This window comes from Shewanella hafniensis (assembly GCF_019655335.1).
Taxonomy (GTDB): Bacteria; Pseudomonadota; Gammaproteobacteria; order Enterobacterales; family Shewanellaceae; genus Shewanella; species Shewanella hafniensis.
On the sequence record NZ_BPFD01000035.1, the window covers coordinates 30,943 to 46,910 of the forward strand.

Genomic DNA, 15,968 nt, shown 5'->3' on the forward strand with positions numbered 1-15,968 from the left:
CTATGTATGCGATAGCTTAAGCATATTGGATTGCTGAGCTAAAAAAAAGCGCAGTGCTTATGCGACTGCGCTTCTATTCTACTCAGACCAAGGGCTCGAAACTCAAGCCTTGGCTTGATTGGCCTTTGCCATTTCAATATCCCGTTCCAGCAGTGGCTTTAAGAAGCGTGCCGTATGGGAGGTTGGATGCTCGGCGACGTCTTCCGGCGTGCCTGTGGCTAAAATCATCCCGCCGCCACCGCCGCCTTCTGGGCCTAAGTCGATAATCCAGTCCGCGGTTTTGATCACGTCCAGATTATGCTCAATCACCACAATCGTGTTGCCGTGGGATTTAAGACGATGCAACACGTCGAGCAGCAATTGAATATCGGCAAAATGTAAGCCCGTGGTCGGTTCATCCAAGATATACAAGGTCTTACCCGTATCACGCTTAGACAGCTCTTTAGCAAGTTTCACCCTTTGGGCTTCACCGCCTGAAAGGGTGGTCGCGCTTTGGCCGAGGCGTACATAGGATAAACCCACATCCATCAAGGTTTGCAGCTTACGGGCAATGGCAGGTACGGCATCGAAGAAAGTGCGCGCATCTTCCACTGTCATCTGCAGTACTTCGTGAATATTCTTGCCTTTATAGCGTACTTCTAAGGTTTCGCGGTTATAGCGCTTACCTTTACAGGAATCGCAGGGCACATACACATCGGGGAGGAAGTGCATTTCGACCTTGATCAAGCCGTCGCCTTGGCAAGCCTCGCAGCGACCACCTTTAACGTTAAAGGAGAAGCGGCCGACCTGATAACCGCGCGTGCGTGACTCTTGGGTTCCGGCAAAAATTTCGCGAATTGGGGTGAAGATGCCAGTATAAGTGGCAGGATTCGAGCGCGGCGTGCGACCAATCGGGCTTTGGTCGATATCGACCACTTTGTCGCACTGCTCCATGCCTTCAATACGGTCATAGGGTGATGGCTCATCCACTGTCGCCCCGTTGAGCATTCTATGGGCGATCTTGAAGAAGGTATCGTTGATTAAGGTTGATTTACCCGAACCCGACACGCCCGTCACACAAGTGAATAAACCAATGGGAATGGTTAAATCCACATTGCGCAGGTTGTTGCCGCGTGCGCCAAATAACTCAATCACTTGAGTTTTGTCGAACGGAATACGCGGCGTATCAATATGAATGCTGCGCTTACCGGAAATATATTGGCCAGTGACAGACTCTTCACAGGCGATGATTTTCTCAATCGGGCCGTCGCAAATCACTTCACCGCCGTGTACGCCAGCGCCAGGGCCAATGTCGATCACGTGATCCGCCATGCGGATCGCATCTTCGTCATGCTCAACCACAATCACAGTGTTGCCCAAATCCCGCAGGTGGATCAGGGTTTGTAGCAGACGTTCGTTATCCCTTTGATGCAGGCCGATTGAAGGTTCGTCGAGCACATACATCACGCCGACGAGTCCGGCCCCGATTTGGCTGGCGAGTCGAATCCGTTGGGCTTCACCGCCGGAGAGGGTTTCTGCCGAGCGCGATAGGCTCAAATAATTGAGGCCCACGTTGACGAGGAAACCTAAGCGATCGCGGATTTCTTTTAAAATCTTCTCGGCGATCTGCGCCTTTTGGCCACTAAATTCGACCTTCTCAAAGTAGTCTAAGGCTTCGCCAATCGACCAAGTGGTGAGTTGCGGCAGATTGATATCGCCTAAAAATACGTTACGGGCTTCTTCGCGCAGACGCGAACCACCACAGCTTTGGCAGGCTTGGGTGTTGATAAACTTGGCTAATTCATCACGTACCGAGTTGCTTTCGGTTTCGCGATAGCGTCTGTCCATGTTGTTGAGAATGCCTTCGAAGGGGTGATTACGCACCACCACATCACCGCGATCATTGATGTACTTAAAGGCAATGCTATCTTTGCCTGATCCGTACAGGACGATTTTGCGGACTTTTTCGCTGAGCTGCTCATAGGGCACTTCGACATCGAACTTATAGTGTTCGGCGAGTGAGCTAAGCATTTGGAAATAATAGAAATTGCGCCTATCCCAGCCGCGGATCGCACCGCCCGCCAGTGACAGCTCGGTGTTGCTGATCACGCGCTCAGGATCGAAAAATTGTTGTACCCCTAAACCATCACAGGTTTGGCACGCGCCGGCTGGATTGTTAAAGGAGAAGATCCTTGGCTCTAATTCCGCCATCGAATAACCGCAGTGCGGGCAGGCAAAGTTGGCCGAGAAGATCAGCTCTTCACTTTTTGCTTTACCAGTACCTGTGTCGTCATCCATGGTGGCGACGGTCGCGATGCCGCCGGAGAGTTCCAGTGCGGTTTCAAAGGATTCAGCTAAGCGTTGCTTAATATCGTCACGCACTTTAAAACGGTCGACGACCACTTCAATCGTGTGTTTAACGTGTAAATCTAAGGTCGGTGGATCGGTTAAGTCACACACTTCACCGTCGATACGCGCACGGATATAACCCTGCGCCGATAGACCTTCGAGCAATTTAACGTGTTCACCCTTACGGGCGTTGACCACAGGCGCAAGCAGCATTAAGCGGCTGTCTTGGGGCATTTCCAATACTTTATCGACCATTTGGCTAACGGTTTGCGCCGCCAAAGGTTGATTGTGCGTCGGACAGCGCGGCTCACCCACGCGGGCAAACATCAAGCGTAGGTAATCGTAAATTTCGGTAATTGTGCCCACGGTTGAACGTGGGTTATGGGAAGTGGATTTTTGCTCTATGGATATCGCAGGGCTTAAGCCTTCAATATGGTCCACATCGGGCTTTTCCATCAAACTCAAAAATTGGCGAGCATAGGCTGACAAGGACTCGACGTAACGTCGCTGGCCCTCGGCATATAAAGTATCGAAAGCAAGGGAGGATTTGCCAGATCCCGATAAGCCCGTGATGACAATCAGTTTATCCCTTGGGATAGTCAGGTTGATATTCTTGAGATTGTGGGTGCGTGCGCCGCGTATTTCAATCTTATCCATCTATCGCTCTAATGCCATATGCTTAAAAAAATGAGCACAAGTATCGCACAGTTCCGCGGCTGAGTTTAGTTGATTCTGTGATCTGCACCAATCCTAGGGCTGGCACTGGCTTTTAATCACCTTGCAGATAGCGGCAGTGATGTACCGAGTGGATTAACTAAGATTAATCCACTTGTTGCGTACTGACTCACAGGACAAATGTGAACACTATGTTAGACTCGTTTCCCTGTGCCTGAGCGTTAAATAGGGCAGAAAAATAAACATGTTAATCCGAGCGCGGCCAATATAGGTCTGTGATAATCGGGATAAAAGTTAACGGTACAGGCAGTGGTTTAGGCCACTATTTCCTTTTGAGCAAATCCTTTTGGGTGTGGTAACATGCGCCCCTTAAAAGACTTCAATCCAGGGCAAAATCATGGGTAACAACGGACTTTCGGGTACTGAGAAAAAAGTCGCGTTTTCTTTAGCCAGTGTATTTGGTTTACGCATGATGGGCTTGTTTATGATCATGCCCGTCTTTGCACTTTATGGTCAGCATTTAGAAGGCTTCTCGCCGCTGTGGGTCGGTATTGCTATCGGCGCCTACGGTCTGACTCAAGCTGTGCTGCAAATCCCCATGGGGATTTTATCTGACAAATATGGTCGCAAGCCGATTATCCTTATCGGTCTGGTGCTGTTTGCCATTGGTAGCTTGATTGCCGCCAACGCCGATTCGATTTACGGCGTGGTGTTTGGTCGTGCAGTGCAGGGCATGGGCGCGATTGCCGCAGCCGTGTTAGCACTGGCGGCGGATTTAACCCGCGACGAACAGCGTACTAAGGTCATGGCGATTATTGGTATGTGTATTGGCGGCTCTTTTGCGCTGTCCTTACTGGTCGGCCCGATTGTGGCGCAACATGTTGGCTTATCAGGCTTGTTCTTCCTCACGGCGATTCTCGCTGTGACGGGCATGTTGATCGTGCAATTTTTAGTGCCGAATCCGATTTCCCACGCGCCTAAGGGTGACACGTTAGCCACGCCTGCCAGACTCAAGCGTATGTTGACCGATCCCCAACTTTTTAGACTCGATGCGGGGATTTTTATTCTGCATTTAGTGTTAACCGCGGTATTCGTGGCCTTGCCACTGGATCTGGTGGATGCCGGTTTAGTCAAAGAAAAACACTGGATGCTGTATTTCCCTGCTTTTGTGGGCGCGTTTTTCTTGATGGTGCCGTTAATCATCATAGGGGTTAAACGTAAGAATACTAAAGCTATGTTCCAAATCGCCTTAGTGATCATGATAGTGGCGCTGCTGGCGATGGCGGCATTCTCTAACAACTTATGGGTGTTGAGCTTTGCCGTAGTGCTGTTTTTCACTGGCTTTAACTATTTAGAAGCCTCATTGCCCAGTTTGATTGCCAAATTTTGCCCCGTCGGTGAAAAAGGCTCGGCCATGGGCGTGTATTCCACTAGCCAGTTTTTAGGGGCCTTTTGTGGTGGTATGCTGGGCGGTGGCGCCTTCCAATTAGTGGGCGCGGTTGGGGTGTTTATCGTTGCCGTGATCTTAATGTCTATTTGGTTATTCCTGACATTAGGTATGCAAAATCCCGTGCTGTTAAAGAGTTACACCTTAGAAGCCGAAGTCAAAGACAAGGCGCAAGCGCGGGATATGGCGGCACAGTTATCGCAACTGATGGGGGTCGTCGAAGCGATCGTCGTGCTGGACGAGAAAGTCGCCTACTTAAAGGTTGATGAGCATTTCGATTTAAGAGAAGCACGAGCTGTGTTAGGCTCTGCTCAATAATATCTGGGTCTGCCGTGTGGTATTTGGGGAAGCTGATTTTCCTCTATGGCGACACAGATAAACAACATACTGAATTAATAGATTATTTAAAGAATCGCAGGAGATTTCAATGGCCAGTCGTGGTGTTAACAAGGTAATTTTGGTTGGCAATTTGGGACAAGATCCAGAAGTGCGTTATATGCCAAACGGTAATGCAGTCGCAAACATCACAGTAGCGACCAGCGAATCGTGGAAAGACCAACAAGGTCAACAGCAAGAGCGTACTGAATGGCACCGTGTGGTTCTGTTCGGCAAATTAGCTGAAATTACCGGTGAATACCTGCGTAAAGGTTCACAGGTTTACCTTGAAGGTAAACTGCAAACTCGTAAGTGGAAAGACCAAAGCGGTCAAGACCGTTACAGCACTGAAGTGGTTATCGATCAAAGCGGTAGCATGCAAATGCTAGGTAGCCGTGGTCAAGGTGGCCAAGCACAAGGCGCGCCAATGGGCGGCGGCATGCCACAAAACGCAGGTTATCAATCTGCACCACAACAAGCGGCACCAGCGCAAAATCAATATGCGCCAGCCCCTCAAGCTGCACCTGCTTACCAAGCGCCTGCTCAGCAACAGTATGCTGCGCCAGCACCTGCTCAGCAGCAATATGGACAACAACAAGCTCAACCACAACAAGGTGGTTATGCGCCTAAGCCACAAGCCGCTCCAGCGCCAGCTTATCAAGCGCCAGCCGCACCGGCACAACGTCCAGCACCACAACCACAGCAAAACTTCACTCCAGATTTGGATGATGGCTGGGACGACGATATCCCGTTTTGAGGAATACATAAATAGTAAATGTTGATTAAAGCTAGAATAGGTCTGTTTATACAGGCCTTTTTTGTTTTTATCATTAAAATGTGTTGACAAAAATTATCCTAGGAATTATACATAAATATGTGTAGATAATAGGTGCATCATATGTCGAAAATTAGAGATCTTATTTTTAGTAATGGTGAGCGTTATCCAATCCTGATTGAAGAGGGTGGGGTGCCTAATTATTGGGTAACTTTGTACGTTACTGAAAAGTTAAGAACAACGCATACTCAATCTGCAATTTCAAACTCTCTTGCCCACTTGGTTCATTTACAATTGTGGGAAAGTATTAATAATCGAGATCTAGTAGGTGAATTTCATCAAGGCAAGTTGTTAACTGATGAAGATATCTATTCAATACGTGATCACTGCATTTTAGATACAAGAAGCTTAAAGAAGTGGCTTAAGTCATCAGAAAAAAATGTTGTTAAGTTTGCTTCTGCTTCAACGGCAAGCGTTACACCAATTCAAAGAGTTTCTAATAATCATGCAGCAAACCGATTAACTCAGATTGCTGCCTTTCTATGCTTTACTGCTCGAACCATTCTTAAAACTCAGCTGATCGAAGAAAAAGTTTCAAATGATATTGAATCTATGAGTAAATCATTACTAGCCAATAAACCCAAAGGTAGTAAAGGGAAGGGGCTCGCTGCTGATCCAAACACAAAAGCACCGCCACCAAAAGCGTTTGAAAGGATATTAAGTATTACAAGAGAATCTTCACCAGATAATCCATTTAAAAGTGAAGATGTTAAATTCCGTAATGCAATAATTTTTGAGGTCATGGAAGCAACCGGGATGAGAGCTGGTGAAATACTAGCATTGCAGATTCGAGATATAGATTTCCAAAAAGGGACTATATCAGTTGTTCGCAGACATGATGCGATTGAAGATCCACGTAAAAAACAACCTGTAGCAAAAACAAATGAGCGCGTAATACCGGTAAATAAAGTCATAACAAACAGGCTACGTGAATACATAATGGATAAGCGATCCAACATACCATCAGCTAGAAAACATCCTTTTTTGTTTGTAACACACAAATATGGTGAACATCATGGTAAACCAATTTCTAACAGCACTTTTGTCAACCGAGTGTTAAAGCCTGCAATAGCTATTTATCCCGAACTACTTGAAGATATTACAAGGCATGGTTTTCGTCACAATTTTAATTACAAGCTCTCAAAAAAAATTGATGCTGTTAACAAGGCTGCTAAAGAAAATCCTGATATTCAACCAATTAATGAAAAAAAGGAAATTCAAATCCGTAAGGAGTTAAATGGTTGGAGTTCCGATAAAACGGCTGAAACATACAACTTGAGGCATATTAGAGAGGAAGCCGACAGAGTTATGAAAGAAGATATGGATCATTGGGCTAAGCGAGCAAAGAAGGATAAGTAGTATGCAATTAAAACACAGTGCCAGCTTAGGAAGCTTGCACACAACTAAAAGTGGCTACCCATTTGATTTCTTCGGTTCTGAGTGGAGGCTGGATGGCTCAACAGTGATTAACTTCAAGTATTTAGCTGATATAGATAAAGATACAGCATTGAGTTTTAGAAGAGCCTTGTGTCGATATGCAGAAGAATTATCAGCTATGCATACTTATAGTATGTTTCACCGTTTTAATGCTTATATAAAAGCAACAAACGATGGCAAAGTTACATTGCAGAGTTTAACCAATTATCGAGCATCGTTCGATTCTGAAACAGAATACAAGTTAGGGGCACTTAAAGGTTTCTTGCTTGCTTGGTACGAGTGGGGCTTCAAAGGTATTACCAGTGAGGTTGCAGATTACTTAGAAGAACTTATATTAAAAGGCAATCCCAAAGGCAATGCTGTTAAGGGGGCTTGTCCATACTCTGGCCCTTTGACTCACAACGAGCTTGGCGCGTTAATAGACTGGGCCTCTAATGCATTCACGGAAAGCTTGTTAAATTTAAAAGAGTATAGTTGCTTTATGTCATTAGCTTTGACAGGACGAAGATACGTACAAATTCGCGCACTGCGTTCAGTTGATTTGGTCGTTCGGGAAGATGAAAACGGCAATGATTATGTTATTAACTGTCCCAGAGCTAAACAGCATGATACACAATTCCGTGGGCAATTTACTCCATTACCAATTAATGAAGATCTGTATCTTCTTCTCCATAATCAGCGTAACAAATCAATTCAATATGTAGAGTCCCAATTAGGTACAACACTACCATCGACATTGCGTGAGCAGATTCCAATATTTTTGGAGGAACCTAGAGTCGATGAGTTAACTGGTATTGAGGCATTAAAGTCAATACTGACTAAAACTCCTGATTATTTACATATGACAGCTAAATCAGCTCAAGAAATATTACGTGAGGTATCGGTTAAAAATACAGCCTACTCTGAGCGAACAGGTGATTACATTAACTTTACAGCCTCTCGTTTTAGATATACCAAAGCGACAAATTTGGCACGAAGAGGCATAAGAGGGGTATCTTTAGCTGCTGCGCTCGATCAATCAGATACACAGCAAGTTGGCATTTACTGCGAAAATACAGAAGAAACGGCTAAGCAAATTGATGAAATCATGGCTCCAATGCTGGCTACACTCGCTCAAGCTTTTGCTGGAAAGCTCATTGCATCAGAGCGTGATGCTGTTAGAGCAAATGATCCTAATAGTCGAGTTAAAAATGGTAAGTCTGATAATGTTGGTAACTGTGGAACTTACGCTTTTTGTGCCTCTGGATATCGAGCTTGTTATACCTGTTCTAGTTTTCAACCATGGTTAGAAGCACCTCACGAAGAAGTGCTTAATGAAATCCTTGCGGAAAGAAAAAAACAGCAAGAACTTAGTGTCTCAAAAAACGTTATCCAATCTACAGATCGACTTTTATTGGCCGTCCAACAAGTTATTATAATGTGCAAGCAGGCTTCATCTGAGGGGGATTTGTAAATGGCTAATATTATTCATTTTCAACCAAAAAATGAGATAGCTGCACAGAAAAATTTAGAAAATTTTATTGAGCACTGTAGAAATAATCTAACTCTCTATGAAGATCAAGGTGGCTGGCAAAATAATAATTGGCAACATAAACAAAAAAACCGTTATATTGCCATGACTTTCTCAAAGTATAGAGAAAAGTCTAACCCTGCCAACTTTGATCCGTTAAACGAGCCTTATTTATCTTTCGCTAAAGCCTATATTCGATACAACCAGAGTATAAAAGCCGTATCAAGTGTAACGAATAAAATGGTGGCACTTCGGATGTTACATGATGCCTTAAGTGAGGTTCATGGTGTTACCAATGTCCTACAAACTGATGGCTTAGTTATTGGTGAATTAGAAGCATTAATTAAGAAACGAGTTACCAACAAAGACCGAAGAAATAAAGTAGGTTATCAAGTTGAAATATTGCTCAACTTTATCAGAGATAAGCGATTTGTTCCCGCTCTTCAATCATGGAAAAACCCGTGGCCTAAGGTTGCTGCAAAAGCTGAGCGAACCGATAAGGAATCTCGTAAATGGCAAGATACTCGTTGCCCAAGTATGCATCAGATGCTTGCACTTGCCGATTGTTTTGCAAATACAGAAACCGTAGAGGATAAGTATTGGTCTAGTGTTATTACTTTATTGATGTTTGCACCTGGTAGAGCGGGTGAGCTGGCAGAGCTAACAGTTGACTGTTTGCACCGAGGCGAAAATGGAGCACTTGGTGTTAGATGGTATGGCGAAAAAGGCTTTGGTTTCACTGTTAAATGGGTACCAAAAGTATTAGAGGAAACAGTGATTGAAGCCTATAAAAGGCTGATTGGAATAGGAAAGCAAGCAAGAGAAGCTGCAAAGTTTTCTTACGATAATCCAGATATTTTTATGCGACATAATCGCTGTTGTACTTCAAATGATTTCGGGGAGAACACACCATTAAATGCTTATCAATTTGCACATGCCATGAGTTTTAGTGACGATACAATATCGAGAATGGAGAGCAAAACGATTAATTTTAGCAATGCGTCAGCTTGGCAGACTGTTGGCGCGCACGAAAGCAAGTGGGTGCAATCATTACTAGCAAATGGTGAGCCGACATATAGAGATCTAGCGGGATTTGTAGCTTCAGAGTATCAAAACAGTGATTGGCCTAATCTTACATCCATCAAGCGTCCTATTTGGGAATCTTTAGTCTTAATACGTGATCGTGAATTTCACAAAGAATTTAAAGTCAGAGAATTTTCATGGCGGCTGCCAAGTGTAAATGAATTAAATGCTCAATTAGCCGTCAGGGATAAACTTAAAAATCCACCAGAAACCTTGTTTCAACGTATGGGTTTTAAGGATGAAGACGGTTCAGATATTCGTCTAACGTCTCACCAAATTCGAGTTTGGTTATCAACTAATGCCGAACGGGGAGGAATGGATGCATGGCAGCTTGCCAGATGGGCTGGTCGAGCTCGAATCAATGATAATCGTCACTATGATTTACGTACAAAGGATGAACGTGAACAGCAAGTGAGGAGTATTGTTGAGTTTAATGAAAGGCCTACAGCATTAGAGGCCATAAAGTTGAATTTGCCAGTCAGTTATAAAGACTTAGGTGTAAATCGAATCGGTATAGCAGATGTGACAGAATATGGAATGTGTGTTCATGATTATGCCATGTCGCCATGCACAAAAGGTGGTGAGTGTATGACATGTAAAGAGCACGTTTGCATCAAAGGGATGCCAAAAACACTTGAACGCATTATAAGTTTAGAAGAAAAAGTCGAATCTCAATTCAATAAAGCTATAGAAGATGACGCTGATGGTGAATTTGGTGCTGACAGATGGGTTTCACATTTGGGCTGGAAGCTAGCACATATTCGTACACAACGTGAGCGACTTGAATCAGAAGATACACCAGAAGGTGCAATCTTATGGATCCCGCCTGAGCATGATCCAAGCCCAGTAAAACGAGCGCTAGAACAAAAAGATTTTGACATAAAGGTTAGCAGTCAAGATCTTGTTGAAGAGTCAACGGTAGCAATGTTGCTGGGGATCGAAAATGCCTAAAAAGATAATCACAGAAAAAACACTGCCTGTAGCATTACATGAACTTGATAAATGGTCAGGAAAGTTAACGTGGAATAGTTTTGCGGCACAGCTTGCAAAAGTCCTAGGAGAAGAGAGTGTCAGTCGACATACGCTGCTCTCATATCCTGCTCTAGTAGAAGCCTTTAATAATAGGAAAGATAGCTTAAAGGAGCAGTTAAATAGTACCGAAAAGGATGTCACTCTTGAGTTTGCAAAGGAGCAGATTTCTATTCTTGAAGCTAAAGTTGAACGTCTAGAGAAGCAAAACGAAAGTTTATTAGAGCAATTTGTGCGCTGGCAACATAACGCTTACATGATGCCCAATGTCGATATGAAAGTGCTTAATCAACGGTTGGACAAGCCTCTTCCAGAGGTTGATAGACGATGATCAAAGGCAAGAGTGGGCAACAAATTGCTCAAGAAAATCTCAAGTTAGTACAAGCGTGGATTAATGAACGAAACGCCGCTCGAGATTGGGATGAGTATGAATATAGCGGCAAAGTTAATCGTAGAGTTTTGGCTGAGGAGCTTGGCTTTGCTAAGTCAGTATGCACCCAAAATAAAGCCGTCAGAACACTTATTGAAGAAGCTGATAGCTATTGGTTTCGGAAAATTGATGAAGATAAAAAGTCTCATGAAGCCGCACGAGAAAGAGCTGAAAAGCAAACTAATATGGTGTCAATGAGCAATAATGCTCTTACACAGCGAATAGTTGAATTAGAAGCTGAGAATCGGCAGCTTCAGCGTGAACTGACCAAATTTAAAAAACAGCAGAACCTGGTCCAAGCTGGAGCGGCAGGATTCAAGATATGAATGAAGTTATCCATCTACGCCAAATCATTCAAGTCAAAAAACAACGATCAAACTCATACGCAACAGTTGATTTGATCAACGTTGATGGTTCAATAAAAAAACGTGATAAAACAACGGTCGTTAAGTTCCCCGAGCATGCTAAAGATACCGCTACAATAGGCAGCTTGTGGGAGGTATCAGGTAAAGAGCGACTTAATCATTTCTTAGTAAATGACTTTTCGTTGAGTGAATACACAATAGATGCTGCCAATATTAAGTTCCTGAAACCATCAGGTAGGATTTTATCTCGTTGGATAAGCAGTAATATTAAAGGAATTGGCAGTGTCATCGCTAATCGACTAGTAAGAAATAAACAGCTTACTCAGCTAATTATTCAACAAGATAAACAAGCACTGCTAAACATTGCGGGTATGACAGAATCTCGTGTAAGAGATTTATTGGACAACTGGCCTAGCTCAGCTCTTTATAACACGATTAACTGGCTTGAAGAGCAGTGTTTACCTTTAGGGTTCGGTGAAAAGTTAGTCGCAATTTTTGGCGAGTACGCGATAGATAAAGTCAAAGAGCACCCGTTTTTATTAGTAGCAATGGGAGCTTCATTTGATCAGGTCTCAAAATTAGCAAATAAGCTTGGCTTCACCTTGGAAGATGAAGTTGTTGTGGCTGGAATTACTCAGCATGCAGCTATTAATTATGCAAATAAAACAGGTTCCACTGTAATTACTCAAGTAGAGCTGATTAAAGAATACAGCAAGCTAATGAAATCTAATCCACCTGAAAATATTGGTGACATTGCTTGTGAACAAGGATTTTTAGTTCAGGTGAGTAGTGGCTACCAGGTTTATGGTAAAGCGTTGATGGAGGCGTCTGTCGCTCAGTTTTTTGTTGATGCACATCAACGAAAAAAGGGCGACGGTTCATTATTAGCGTCCTGGGAGACTGGCTTATCAAGCGCTCTAGTGTTTTCTGCATTGGCAGAGTACGAAACCACGTTGGATTTTGAACTAACAGTTGATCAACGAAATGCTATAGTTGGGGCCGTTTTATCACCTATCTGCGGTATATCTGGCGGAGCCGGCACAGGAAAAACGACAATACTTAAAGCCATTTTAGGAGTATATGATCGAGTGTCTGAGGGCTTGCAGTGCTATCAGGTTGCGCTAGCAGGGCGCGCCGCTCAGCGTATGGCGGAAAGTACACAAAGGCCTGCCTCAACCATTGCCAAGTTTGTTGGAGAGCATGTAGGCGATAACAAGCCCAAGCTACCTGAACAAATATTGCTAATTATTGATGAGTCATCAATGGTTGATTTGTTGTCGATGTATCGTCTAATCGGGATATTGCCCGATGCTACAAGGCTAATTTTTGTGGGTGATACGTCTCAACTACCGCCTGTGGGTAATGGATTAGTATTCCAGGCATTAACAGATACACAAATTCCATTCTTCAATTTGTCCCAAGTAAAACGTCAAAGTGCTGATAGCTGCATACACAGTTTTGCTACTTCAGTTAGAAATCGAGTATTGCTGAACCCTCAGGATACTAAAAATACACTGAGTGAAAGTAGCGATTGCTCTATTGAAAAAAATCCCTCAGTAAGCAGGTTGATAACACTTTGGCGAGAGTCAGGTGGTATTGAACAAAGCATTGTTTTATCACCAGTTAGAAAAGGTGAGTTTGGCGTCGATAATCTAAATATTGAGCTTCAAGCATCTGTTGGCCATGCCAGAAAAGCAATCTATTTCCAAGATGCTTCAAGAGGTTGGATCCCTTGGGTTACATCGACAGGAACCAAAATTTTGTTAGGTGATCCAATTCTGGTTATCGCCAATAATTACGATGAGGGCGCAGATCTGCGAAATGGTGACTTAGGTATTGTTACTGAAGTGTTTGAGCAACAAGATGAAAATGGTGCAGTCGGCGTTATTGAAGTAAATCACGTATCGATAAACCTCACCGTTGATGTGCTTGCAAAACTTCAGCTAGGTTATGCCATCACTATTCATAAATCACAAGGTTCACAATGGCCAACGTGCTTTGTCATGCTTCCTCAAGAAGCGGAACGAATGATAGATCAAACTTTACTATATACAGCATCAACCAGACCGAGTGAAAGGCTTGTTTTAATGGGATGCCAGACTGTGGTAGAGCAAGCCATGAGGCGCGGCTCAATAGCACTCAACCGAAAAACATTTTTACGGGAGCGAATTGCATTGGCCGTACAATTAGAGAATGAATAGAAACAACAAACCACATTTCAAACAAGAATCGATATTATAAGTGCGATTAACCGCCTTGTTCTTCATTTTGACGAGACAAACTATCAACCAAAAGCATTAGCCAAAACATAAATTAAAACCATAACTTACTAATATTTGACCAATATGGTTTTAAACGTTTACCTAAGCTTAATAAGCCTTATATGATAGCGTTTATAAGCAAATAAAAGTGTTAAGCCCCATGGCGTAACACCTAAGTACATTTTTACGTGGACTTATCAACACGCCACGCCAAAGCCCAAGAGAGAATCAATGTTAACAGGCAAAATACGTAATCAAATAGACCAAGTGTGGACGATGTTTTGGACCGGCGGTGTCGCCAATCCTATCTCGGTAATTGAACAAATCTCTTATCTGTTATTTATTCGCCGTTTAGACGAGCTACAGCGCACCGCTGAACGCCGCGCACAAGCCACTGGCATTCCTGTTGCTAACCCAACCTTTGGCCCTGACGAGCAAGCGCTGCGCTGGAACAACTTTAAAGATAAAGACCCTAACGTGATGATGGACATAGTCCAAAATCAGGTGTTTCCTAAAATCAAAACCTTGCACAATGAAGGCAGCTTTGCCGAGCACATGAAAGACGCCATTTTCATGATCCCTTCAGCTAAGTTGCTCGACCAAGTGGTACAACTGCTTAGCGCCATCAACATGGACGACAAAGACACCAAAGGCGACTTATACGAATACCTACTCAGCAAGTTGCAGCAATCGGGCGTTAATGGCCAGTTCCGTACCCCACGCAACATCATTCAAATGATGGTTGAGTTAATGCAGCCAAAGCTGGGCGACACCATTTGTGACCCATCATCTGGCACCTGCGGCTTTTTAATGGCGGCGCTTGAATACGTTGAAAACAACTACAAGCAAGAGGTCAACAAGCCAGAAAACCGCAAACATGTGAACAATGCCATGTTTACTGGTTTCGACTTTGACAAAAGCATGTTGCGCATTGGGGCGATGAACATGCTACTGCACGGCATTGAAAACCCAAGCGTATTGTATCGCGACAGCTTACAAGACCAAGGCGATACCAATATCAGCGAGGCTTACAACTTAATTTTAGCTAACCCGCCGTTTAAAGGCTCGGTTGACTTTGACATCGTCGCCCCTGACTTACTGCGCGCCTTAGGTAAAAACCCTGCCGCTAAAAAAGCCGCCGTAAAGTACAAAACTGAAATCGATGAAAACGGCGTTGAAACCCAAGTTGAAGTCAAAGCCAAGGGCCCAACCGAAAAGTCTGAATTACTGTTTTTAGCGCTGATTTTACGCATGCTAAAAGTCGGTGGCCGCGCAGCGGTTATCGTGCCTGACGGCGTATTATTCGGCTCAACTAAATCCCACAAAAGCATTCGCGAGAAAATCGTCAACGAGCAAAAGCTCGACGCGGTGATTTCACTGCCATCCGGGGTGTTTAAGCCTTATGCCGGTGTCAGCACCGCCATTTTAATCTTTACTAAAACCAATTCAGGCGGCACCGACAAGGTGTGGTTTTATGATATGCAGGCCGATGGTTACTCGCTGGATGATAAGCGTACTCCGCTGGTAAAAGACGGTACAGAAGCGACCCACGAACAAAGCAACATCGCCGATATTATTGGCCGTTACTTAAGCTTAACTAATCCCGATGGCACACCCAACCTTACCAGCCCAGAACACAGCCGCAAAACCACCGAACAAAGCTTTATGGTGCCAGTGGCAAGGATTACCGCCAATGATTGCGATTTAAGCCTGAATAAATACAAGCAAGTGGTGTATGAGGAAGTGCAATACGACTCACCAAAAGTCATTTTAGGTCGGATTAAAACACTACAAGAGCAGATGGCAAAGGGTGTGCAAGAGTTGGAGAAATTGTTGTGAGTTGGCCTTTAGTTACTTTAGCCTCAATTGCCGAAGTTGTAACCGGCAACACACCGAGCAAAGCTGATGACAGTTTTTTTAATGGTGACATTCCGTTTGTCACTCCTGGTGAATTAGATTTGGGATATGTAAATACCGCTAAGCAAACTTTAACAGATAAAGGAGCCAAAGTTTCGCGTCTTATTCCGGCTAATTCTGTAATGGTCTGTTGTATTGGTTCTTTAGGGAAGGTAGGGATATCATCAAAACCAGTTGTTACCAATCAACAAATAAACAGCTTAGTTGTTAATGAAGCATTGGCATCTCCCTTATATGTTTATTATTTTTGTAGAACACTTAAAAACACATTAGATG

11 protein-coding genes are annotated in these 15,968 nt (G+C 43.8%); 10 read left to right on the forward strand and 1 reads right to left on the reverse strand.

Features of this window, described 5'->3' with window-relative positions; all coding sequences use genetic code 11:
• Positions 1-102: 102 nt before the first annotated feature.
• Positions 103-2,985 (reverse strand): excinuclease ABC subunit UvrA, encoded by a 2,883-nt coding sequence (uvrA, locus tag K5Q99_RS11545; RefSeq protein WP_220776949.1) that lies wholly within the window; start codon positions 2,983-2,985, stop codon positions 103-105.
• Between the two features lie 415 nt (positions 2,986-3,400).
• On the opposite strand from uvrA, the gene K5Q99_RS11550 reads away from it, so the two are divergent.
• From K5Q99_RS11550 to K5Q99_RS11595, 10 genes are all read left to right on the forward strand, one after another.
• A complete protein-coding gene (locus tag K5Q99_RS11550; RefSeq protein ID WP_106649354.1) occupies positions 3,401-4,768 on the forward strand; it encodes an MFS transporter in 1,368 nt (455 codons plus the stop codon).
• Positions 4,769-4,877: 109 nt separating this feature from the next.
• Positions 4,878-5,582, forward strand: a complete 705-nt coding sequence (gene ssb, locus K5Q99_RS11555; RefSeq protein WP_006083192.1) for a single-stranded DNA-binding protein — start codon at positions 4,878-4,880, stop codon at positions 5,580-5,582.
• Between the two features lie 141 nt (positions 5,583-5,723).
• Positions 5,724-7,019: a tyrosine-type recombinase/integrase gene (locus K5Q99_RS11560; RefSeq protein WP_220776950.1), complete on the forward strand. Its 1,296-nt coding sequence runs from the start codon at positions 5,724-5,726 to the stop codon at positions 7,017-7,019.
• 1 nt (position 7,020) lies between these two features.
• A complete protein-coding gene (locus tag K5Q99_RS11565; protein WP_220776951.1) occupies positions 7,021-8,550 on the forward strand; it encodes a site-specific integrase in 1,530 nt (509 codons plus the stop codon).
• A complete protein-coding gene (locus K5Q99_RS11570) occupies positions 8,551-10,641 on the forward strand; it encodes a hypothetical protein (RefSeq protein WP_220776952.1) in 2,091 nt (696 codons plus the stop codon).
• Positions 10,634-11,050 carry a hypothetical protein gene (locus tag K5Q99_RS11575; protein WP_220776953.1) on the forward strand — a complete coding sequence of 139 codons (417 nt, stop codon included), beginning with the start codon at positions 10,634-10,636 and terminating at the stop codon, positions 11,048-11,050. Before K5Q99_RS11570 ends, K5Q99_RS11575 begins: the two co-directional genes overlap by 8 nt.
• On the forward strand, positions 11,047-11,475 hold the full coding sequence (locus K5Q99_RS11580; RefSeq protein ID WP_220776954.1) for a VPA1267 family protein: 429 nt from the start codon (positions 11,047-11,049) through the stop codon (positions 11,473-11,475). Before K5Q99_RS11575 ends, K5Q99_RS11580 begins: the two co-directional genes overlap by 4 nt.
• On the forward strand, positions 11,472-13,715 hold the full coding sequence (locus tag K5Q99_RS11585) for an AAA family ATPase (RefSeq protein ID WP_220776955.1): 2,244 nt from the start codon (positions 11,472-11,474) through the stop codon (positions 13,713-13,715). Before K5Q99_RS11580 ends, K5Q99_RS11585 begins: the two co-directional genes overlap by 4 nt.
• 291 nt (positions 13,716-14,006) lie before the next feature.
• Positions 14,007-15,614, forward strand: a complete 1,608-nt coding sequence (locus K5Q99_RS11590) for a type I restriction-modification system subunit M (RefSeq protein WP_220776956.1) — start codon at positions 14,007-14,009, stop codon at positions 15,612-15,614.
• On the forward strand, positions 15,611-15,968 hold a 358-nt coding region (locus K5Q99_RS11595), incomplete at its 3' end, for a restriction endonuclease subunit S (protein WP_220776957.1). The genes K5Q99_RS11590 and K5Q99_RS11595, both read left to right, overlap by 4 nt.

Coding starts and splice junctions, on each gene's coding strand:
- K5Q99_RS11570 (WP_220776952.1), top strand. CDS start 8,551: ATGGCTAATATTATTCATTTTCAACCAAAAAATGAGATAGCTGCACAG.
- uvrA (WP_220776949.1), bottom strand. CDS start 2,985: ATGGATAAGATTGAAATACGCGGCGCACGCACCCACAATCTCAAGAAT.
- K5Q99_RS11565 (WP_220776951.1), top strand. CDS start 7,021: ATGCAATTAAAACACAGTGCCAGCTTAGGAAGCTTGCACACAACTAAA.
- K5Q99_RS11590 (WP_220776956.1), top strand. CDS start 14,007: ATGTTAACAGGCAAAATACGTAATCAAATAGACCAAGTGTGGACGATG.
- K5Q99_RS11560 (WP_220776950.1), top strand. CDS start 5,724: ATGTCGAAAATTAGAGATCTTATTTTTAGTAATGGTGAGCGTTATCCA.
- ssb (WP_006083192.1), top strand. CDS start 4,878: ATGGCCAGTCGTGGTGTTAACAAGGTAATTTTGGTTGGCAATTTGGGA.
- K5Q99_RS11585 (WP_220776955.1), top strand. CDS start 11,472: ATGAATGAAGTTATCCATCTACGCCAAATCATTCAAGTCAAAAAACAA.
- K5Q99_RS11550 (WP_106649354.1), top strand. CDS start 3,401: ATGGGTAACAACGGACTTTCGGGTACTGAGAAAAAAGTCGCGTTTTCT.
- K5Q99_RS11575 (WP_220776953.1), top strand. CDS start 10,634: ATGCCTAAAAAGATAATCACAGAAAAAACACTGCCTGTAGCATTACAT.
- K5Q99_RS11580 (WP_220776954.1), top strand. CDS start 11,047: ATGATCAAAGGCAAGAGTGGGCAACAAATTGCTCAAGAAAATCTCAAG.